The sequence below is a fragment of the Corallococcus sp. CA049B genome, assembly GCF_003611685.1.
Taxonomy (GTDB): Bacteria; Myxococcota; Myxococcia; order Myxococcales; family Myxococcaceae; genus Corallococcus; species Corallococcus coralloides.
In genome coordinates, this window is record NZ_RAWC01000299.1 from 1 (window position 1) to 8,757 (window position 8,757).

General features: G+C 72.0%; 3 protein-coding genes. All 3 read right to left on the reverse strand.

What is annotated here, in order from left to right:
* A partial coding sequence (locus tag D7W82_RS36485; protein ID WP_199727970.1) for a transglycosylase domain-containing protein occupies window positions 1-1,418 on the reverse strand: 1,418 nt, incomplete at its 3' end.
* A complete protein-coding gene (locus D7W82_RS36490) occupies window positions 1,418-7,315 on the reverse strand; it encodes an Ig-like domain-containing alpha-2-macroglobulin family protein (protein WP_120622710.1) in 5,898 nt (1,965 codons plus the stop codon). The genes D7W82_RS36490 and D7W82_RS36485, both read right to left, overlap by 1 nt.
* Before the next feature lie 423 nt (window positions 7,316-7,738).
* A partial coding sequence (locus tag D7W82_RS36495) for a hypothetical protein (RefSeq protein WP_233588153.1) occupies window positions 7,739-8,757 on the reverse strand: 1,019 nt, incomplete at its 5' end.

Genomic DNA, 8,757 nt, shown 5'->3' on the forward strand with positions numbered 1-8,757 from the left:
ACCCCACCCCGCGCCAGCCCCCGGTACGCCCGCGCCAGCTCGCGCAGCGTCACGTCCCCGTTGCCCAGCACGATGCCAACGCCGTAGTGCGACGCGCTCTCCTTGAGGCTCTGGAAGCCCGCCTCGCGCAGCACGCGCAGCACCTGCTCCGGCCCCAACGCGTCCGCCACCCGCACGGCCGGGATGTTGTAGCTGGACGCCAGCGCCGCCCGCAGCCGCACCGGACCGTGCGCGCGCCGGTCGTAGTTCTTCGGCACGTACGCGCCGCCCGGTGTCGCCAGGTGCACCTCCACGTCCGCGAGCACGCTCGACGGCGTGAAGCCCTTGCTCAGCGCCAGCCCGTACGCGAACGGCTTGAGCGCGGACCCCGGCTGCCGCAGCGAACGCACGCCGTCGTTCTGCCCGCCCTTCTCCTCGTCCAGGAAGTCCGAGGACCCCACGTACGCGAGCACCTCGCCCGAGGCATTGTCGATGACGATGGCCGCCGCCTCGCCCACGCGCCGGTGCGCCAGGCCGCGCAGCTCCTCCGTGATGGCCTTCTCCACCGCCGCCTGGAGCGCCGGGTCGATGGTCGTCTCGATGCGCGACGCCCGATCCAACCCCAGCTCCGGCAGCCGCTGGAGCAGCGCCGTCGTCAGGTGCGGCACCTCGAACACGCGCTCCGGAGGCACCAGGTCCAGCGGCGTCTCCTCCGCCAGCCGCGCCTCCTCCTTCGTCAGGAAGCCCTCCTCCACCATGCGCGACAGCACGTCGCGCATCCCGGCATTCGCCATCTCCGGCCGGCGGTACGGATCCCTCCGCGCGGGCGACCGGGCCATCCCCGCGAGCAGCGCCGCCTGTCCCGCGGACAGCCGCTCCGCGGGCCGCCCGAAGTACCGCCGCGCCGCCGCCTCCACGCCGAACGTGGAGTTCCCCAGCGGCACGCGGTCCAGGTACTCCAGCAGCACCTGCTCCTTGGACAGGTGCGCGGTCAGCCGCAGCGCCCACAGCGCCTCGCCGGCCTTGCCCCACCAGGAGCGCTCCCGGGGCACCAGCCTGCGCGCCAGCTGCTGCGGAATCGTGGACGCGCCGGACACGATGCGCCCGGCGGACACGTTGTCTCGCGCGGCCCGGGCCACCGCCACCACGTCCACGCCCGGATGCCACGTGAAGCGTTGATCCTCCGCGGCGATGAACGCCTGCCGCACCTTCGGAGGAATGCGTCCCTCCGGAAGGCCCGCACTGCGTCCGTCCTCGCGGGAGAGCACCTCGCGCAGGGCGTGGCCCGTGCGGTCGGTGAGCACCAGCGAGGACAGCGCTTCGCGGGACAACAACGTCCCCGGCAGGGGCCACGCGATGAAGCCCGCGCAGCCCACCACCAGGAGCGCCGCCAGGACCGCCACGGCGCGCGCTGCCCCGCGAAGCGTGAGGCGCTTCATCACTTCGAAGCGACCTCGTCCGGCATCAGCACCGGGAAGCGCCCACCCTCGGAGCGGCCGAACACCTCCGGCGCGTACATCTCCTCCGCGTGCGCGGGCTTGAGCAGGAAGTCACCCGGAGTCGTGGCCCGGGCGACGAAGGTCGCCACGTGCACGCCGGGGGGCAGCTCGTCGGCGAAGAACACCACGCGGTCATCCCGCATCTCCGTGTGGTTGAACGGCGACCAGAAGCGCGTGGCCCAGACGTTCTGGCCCTCGTCCGTCTCCGACAGGTCCTCCTCGCTCTCGTACTCGTAGCCCTCGCCGGGGCCCTCCTCCTGGCCGGAGCCCGCCGGGCCCGGCAGCCGCGCAGTGCTGGCCAGCGACGTGTCCACCGGCTCCAGGCCCGCGGGCAGCGGCACGTCCACCGCCACGAAGTTGCGCCGCATGGGCGTGGCCACGCGCACGCGCACGCGCACCAGCTCGCCCGCGCGCGCCGCCTTCGCCTGGCCGCCGCCCGTGTACGGCTCGAACCAGCGCTGGACGATGATGCCCCGGTCCAGGGGGTCCACCGGCAGCTGCGCCGGCGCGTAGCGCAGGAGCGCCCCGTAGTAGAGGTTGCCCGTGCCGTTCACCCCGAAGGTCAACGGCTGCGCCTTGTCCGCCGGGCCCAGCTTCTCCACCGGCACCTGCACCGTCTTCACGCCCATGTCGCGGCCCTTGAAGTCGGCGGAGGCAATCACCTGCCCGCCCAGCTTCACCACGGCCTCGAAGGACGGCACGGCCGTCTCCTTGCGGCGCACCACCTCCGACAGGGCCATCAGCGTGAAGGCCGCCTCCTGCGTGTTGCGGAAGCGCCCGTCACCCTCGCGCGCGGACGCCAGGTAGCGCCCCATCTTCGACACGTAGGGGTGATCCGGCTGCACGTCCACCAGCGTCTGGAGCACCAGCGCCGTGGTGCGCGTGTCGGAGGACCAGAGCGGCGCGTACGTCTTCGCGTCCGTCTCCTGGAAGTGCACGCCCGCCGCGGACTCCTGGGCCTGGTTGAGCAGCTCCTGGAGCAGCTTCTGTCCCTGCGCGCGGTTGCCCTTCCCCACGAAGATGGCGTCCGTCAGCATCGCCCGCGCGAAGAGCGGCAGCTTCTGCCGCTGCTCGAACAGCTCGTTGTAGTACGACGGCCGCGGCGACCCCATGCGCGACAGCGTGTAGAGCGCGAACACCCGCGTCTCCAGCCCCGGCGCGTTGCAGCCATAGGCGCACTGCGTGCACACGCCCGCCGCCACCTTGTCCGCCAGGAACTTCCTCGCCTTGTCGAGCACGCCCGCGTTCACCGGGTAGCCCACCTCCTTCGCGCGCGCCAACGCCAGCGTCGCGTACGCGGACGCATACGGCGACGCGCAATCACTGGAGGCCCAGAAGCGGAAGCCGCCGTCGTGGTTCTGGAGCGCTTCAATCTTGCGCACCGTCGCCGTCACCACCGCGTCCGGATCCAGCGTGCCCTGCGTCTTCAGCGCGTCCTCGCTGAGGAAGCCGCGCACGAACGCCTGCTTCTGCTCCTCCGAGCCGCCGGTCCACGCCACGCCGAACTTGCCGGACAGCTCGCGCAGCGCCACGAACGGCACCAGCCGCGACGACATCTGCTCCAGGCAGCCGTAGGGGTAGTCCACCAGCTGGTTCATCGACTCGTCGAACCCGCCCATCACCGTGGAGGACATCGTCAGCGAGAGGCCGCCCATGCCCGGACGCACGCCGCCCGGCGGCTTGAGCCCCTCCACGCGCTCGTGGGTGGTATCGCCGTAGACCGCCACCGCCTCCATGCCCACGGGCAGCTGCACGGGGATCTGCTGCTCCACCCCGTCCGTCTCCCCGCCCCCCGCGACGGCGAAGCGCAGCACCGCGGTGCCCGGCTGCTCGGCCACGAAGGTGAAGCGCACCTCGCGGGCCTTGCCGTCCAGCTGCACCGTCTTCTCCGAGGGCCCCTCCACGCGCACGCCCGTGAGCTGCGCGGTGACCTTGACCTCCTTGATGGCCGGGTTGGTGGTGTGGATGACCACGCCCGCCTCCGCCTTGTCACCCACGCGCACCAGCCGGGGCAGCGCCGGCAGCGCCAGGAGCGGCTTGGCCACCTGCACCTTGCTCTCGCCCACGCCGAAGCGGTCCGCGTCCGTCACGGCGACGGCCATGATGCGGAAGGTGGTCAGGTTGTCCGGCAGGGTGAACTCCACCTTCGCCCGGCCCTGGTCGTCCGTCTCCACCGACTGGAACACCGCCGTCGTCTTGAAGTTGGACCGGATGCCGGAGCCCGTCGCGTCCGAACCGCCGGAGCCGCCCGGCCGCGAGCCCTTCTCGCCGTACAGCTTGCGCAGCACCAGGTGGATGAGCGGCTCGCCGATGCGCACCGACAGGCCGCGCTCCTGGAACATCGCGTCCAGCGGATCCGGCGCCTTGTAGCCCGTCAGCCGCAGCACGCCCTCGTCCACGGCCCACAACGTCACCTCGGACTTCGTGCCCTTGCCCGTGGCGTCCTTCACCGCGACGTCCACCGTCACCTTGTCGCGCGGGCGCTTCTCCGGCGCGTCCGGCGTCAGCGCCACCGACAGGCGCTTGGCCTTCTTCTCCACCTTCAGCTGGGTGTAGCCCACGCGAACGGCGGGGCGGCCCGGGTCGTCACCGGACTCGATGCCCTTGGCCGCCTCCACGCGGCCGCGCACCAGCACCACGCCGACGAAGACGTTGGGGATGGCACCCTCACCCAGCGGGACGTCCAGCGCGGTGGCGCTGCCCTTGAGCTTCACGCGGCGCACGCTGAGCACGCCCTCGCGCTCCACCGTGAGGATGGCGTCCGCCTGCGGGTACGGGCTCTTCACCAGCACCTTCGCGGTGTCACCCACGTCGTACAGCTGCTTGTCCGCCACCAGGTCGATGCGGTCCGTGTCGTTGCGCTGCCAGGACACCCAGCCGGAGCCGGTGACGTAGAGCGAGTCGCGCGTCGTCGCCTTGCGGCCCTTCGCGTCCGTGGCCACCGCCTCCATCACGTACAGGCCGGGCTCGGCCGGGGTGAACTTGCACGGCTGCGGCGTCGCCGCGCTCTTCACATTGCACTTCGCGGCTTCCGTCTCCACGGGCTCCGTGACGGTGAACCACTGGCCGCCGTCGCCCTTCTTGCGGATGGACTTCCACTCGCGGCGCTTGATGTTCACGTCCACCGCGACGCCGTCCTGGCGCTTGCCCTCGGGCGTGACGGCGACCAGCTCCAGGCCCACCTCCTTGCCCGCCTCCGCGAAGCCGGTGGAGAGCATGCGCAGGCCCGCGTAGACGTCCGCGGGGTGCACGATGATGAGGTTGCGGTTGGCCACGCGCTGGCGGTTGACGTCCTCCACCTCCGCCTCCAGCGTGTACTCCCACGTCTTGCCGCCGGGCGCGTCCGCGTTGCCCAGCGCCAGCGCCAGCTGCCCCTGCGCGTCCGTGCGGCCGTCACCGGAGCCGAACGACTCAGCGCTGTGCTCCGGCTGCTCATCGTCCCACCACCAGGTGTTCACCCCGAAGGTGAAGGCTTCATTGCCCGGGGGCGTGAAGAAGGAGCTCACGCGCTGCACGTTCCAGCGCACCTGCGCGTCGCCCATGGCGCCGCCGAACAGGTAGCGCGCGTCCACGCGGGCGGTGAGCGGCTCGCCGGCCGCGACGTCCTTCTTCGGCACCGCCACGTCCACGCGGAACTGCGGCGCGCGGTACTCCTCCACGCGGAAGGTGCCGCCGTAGCTCAGCGTCTCGCCGCCGACCTTCAGCTTCGCGGCCACGTCGTAGTAGCCGAGCGGCATGTCCTTGCCCAGCTTGAGGTCCGCGCGGAAGGTGCCGTACTTCGTGACGGTGGCCTCCGTCTGGAAGACCTTCTCGCCGCGCGAGCTCGTGACGGTCACCTGCGCCTTCGTGTTCGCGGCCGGCGACTTGAGCACGCCCAGGCGGCGGTAGCGCGCCACGCCCTTGAGCATCACGTCGTCACCGGGGCGGTAGATGCCGCGGTCGGCGAACACGAAGCCCAGGCTGTCCGCGACGCGGCCCTCCCACGCGCTCTGCAACGAGAACGCGCCGGGCGACATGCCGCCCTCCCACGTGGACAGCGTCACGCCGATGTCCGTGTCCTTCACCGCGGACACCATGGCCCACGGCGTGTCCCAGGCGTTCTCGTTCTTGGGCTTGAGCAGCTCCGACAGGCCCGGCACCTTCGCGAGGCCATTGGCGTCCGTCGTACCCGTCCAGTGCTCCGTGCCCTGCTTGTCCCAGAGCGTCAGCTGCGCGTCCGGCACCGGGGCGCCCGTCGCCAGCGACGTCACCCACACCACGCCGGAGGCGGCGCCCAGCTTCGCGTGCACCGCCAGGTCCGTCACCTGCCCGATCACGCGGCGCGGGTACTTCTGCTTGAGCGACGGCGCATCGAGCCGCGCGAGGAACAGGCCCGTCTTCGCCCCGTTGAACGCCGGGCGCAGCTCCAACGGCGTGGTGCGCTCCACGTTGCGCGCGGACTTCGTGTCCAGCGTCGTCCGGTAGGGCTCCGAGGACGGCCACTCGTTGGTGTCGATGAGCCGCGCGAGCTCGGCGGGGGACAGCGCCCACACCTCCGCCTGCACCTCCGGGACGTTGGTCGTCACCATGGGGATGGAGCCGTCACCGGACGCCTCCACCAGCGCCTCGCGCGAGCCGGAGTCGAAGGACGGCTCCACGTCCGACAGCTTCACCTGGCCCTGGAAGGCGGGGCCCGTCTGGCCGAAGAGGTCCTTGTACCCTTCCGCGACCTGGATCTTGTACGTGGTGCCGGGGCGGTAGCGGCCGGGCAGCGACACGTAGGGGTTCTTCACCTCCGAGCCCGCCCACGGCAGCTGCGTCTGCACGCGCTCCCAGTCGATCTCCGCCTTCGGCTCCAGCGTCACCTTGCCCTTGAGCGAGGCGGCGTCCAGCTCGTTGGACGTGAAGAGGATGAGCGGGCCGTAGGAGCACTGCTGCTCGCCCCAGGTGAACACGCACGCGCCCGCGGACTCCACCTTGAGCGCGCCGTAGGTGGCGTAGGGGTGGCGCACCGCCTCGCCCATGGGCAGCGGGCCCTCCGTGCCGGTCAGCTCACCGTCCACCACCAGGGTGAACTGCGTCCCCGAGGGCAGCTTCTGCGCGGGCTTGAGCTCGTACCGCACGCGCCGGTCCTGGGAGCGACGCGCCGGGCCGCTGCCCACCTGCACTTCCTTCACGTCCGCGAGCGGCGACGTCTTCACCAGCGTGAGCGGCACGGGCGCGCCGGCCGCGGGCTCCAGGCGCGCGTGCTCCGCCAGGTCCTTCACGGCCTGGTTGAAGGTCAGCGTGAAGACCTGCTCCGGCTGCAGCCAGCGGAACTCCGGCTCCGGCTGCGTGGCCTGGAGCGAGGGGCGCGGGGTCTCGAACTGGAAGGTGTACGGCTGCGCCAGCGCGGTGCCGTCCATGGCCTTGAGGCCGGCGGGCACCGTCACCGTGTACTGCGTGCTCAGCTTCACGGGCGCGCTCGGCACGAACTCCACGCTCGCGGAGCCCAGCCAGCGCCACTCGCCTTCCAGCGCGGGGGTGATGGTCGCGGGGGCCGACAGGCCTCGCTCCGCGGCGACCGACCCGAGGGCGATCATCGGCTTGGTGAAGGTGATGGTCGGACGAGCGCTGCCGTAGACCTGCCCCGTCGGCCGCGCGGCCGCGATGGAGAGCGGGCCCTGCGACGCGGCGTCCTCGGCGTCGATCTTCAGCGCGGGAGGCTCGGGCAGCGGCTCGACGGCGAGGCCAGGGGACTTCGAGGGCGGAGTCGGCGCGGTGCCGGTCTCCGAGGGGCCGCCCTTCGAGTCCTTGTCGCCGCATGAACACGCGGTGGCGACGACAAGGCAGAGGGCCAGCAGAGGGAGTCTGCGCATGGTGGGGCTCACGAGGTTTCCAGGGCGGGCACTCGTGAATGTCCCCCTGAAAAATGACGCGAGCACCGTACCACGGGGCCCCCCGCCCCGCTGTCACTCCCGCGTCATCCACCGAGGCGCGGAGCCGCACCTCGGATTCCGAGTGCTTGAGAGTCACGGCCCGGGCCGGGAATGCGTCCGTAACGCGGCCGGACATCCATCACCGGAGGGCCGTCCGCGAGCACGGAGGCGGGGGCGAAGGCCCGGGCGACGGACACGACGCAGCCGCCCAGCAGCTTGCGCAGGTGGGACTTCGGACGGCGATGGGATGACGCCATGGGTGCCTCCGGCCGGATGGGGAGACACCAAGGTGGAAGGGGCGCGGCGGCCGGGCCATCGCACCAGTGCGCAGCGCCCCTTCGTTCAGCGGACAGTGGCGGGCCTTCAGCCGCCGCGCAGCAGCGTGGCGCCCGCGCCGAGCCCCAGCAGGAAGGCCGCGATGACGAGCAGCAGCACCCAGCGCACGGCGACGCCCGTGGCGCGCGGTGCCTGCTGACCGACGGTGGCGCGCGTGGGCGCGGATTCGTCCGGCACGAGGATGCGGACCTGGATGGCGGCGGTGCGCAGCACTTCGTCCACGTCGGTGAGGAACTTCTCGTACTCCTCCGGCACCAGCTCCAGCGGCGTGCCGTGCTGGAACTCGTAGCGCTTGGCCACGGCCTCGTGGTTGCGCAGCGAGGCCTGTCCCTTGGCCACGTCCACCCAGCCCGCGACGAGCGCGGGGGCGCTCCCCTTGCGGTCCACGAGCGAGATGGCCTGACGGGCCTGCTTGCCGCCCGCGGTGCTGGGGCCCTCGGGTTCGTCCACGCGGAGGATGCGGTGCGGGGAGCGGCCGTAGATCTTGTGCTGGAGCTCGGCCTTGAGGCGCTCCGCGAGCAGCGCGGAGTGGGTGGCGAACATCGTGCGAAGCTCGGGCGCCGCTTCGGACTGGCTCGCGGCCTGCGCGGAGGGGAGCGGCGCGAAGATCATCGGCTCCGGCCGGCTGGCCTTGCGAGGAGGCTCTGAAGAGCTTCCGTCCAGTTCGGCGCCACGGCCCGCGCGGATGAGCTCCGGCAACTCGAAGCCCTCCTCCTGCTTCGCGCCGTCACGGCCCAGGCGGGCGATCTCTGGAAGGCCCTGGCCCTCTTCGCGAGCACCGCCCCGAGCAGCGCCCGCTCCTCGGGGAGGCCGGGCGATCTCCGGAAGGCCCTGCCCCTCTTCACGCGCGCCACCACGGCCGGAACGTACGTTCTCCTGAAGGCCCTGGCCTTCATCGCGAGCACCGCCGCGTGATGGGCGGACGATCTCCGGCAGGTCCTGCCCCTCTTCGCGAGTCACCGCGCGACCGGGACGCACGGCCTCTGGCGCGCCCTGGCCGTTCTCACGTGCGCCACCACGCGTTGGGCGCCCACCCTCCCCCGAGC

Bases quoted from the DNA above. Each gene is read 5' to 3' on its own strand.
- D7W82_RS36490 (WP_120622710.1), bottom strand. From the start codon at position 7,315: ATGCGCAGACTCCCTCTGCTGGCCCTCTGCCTTGTCGTCGCCACCGCG.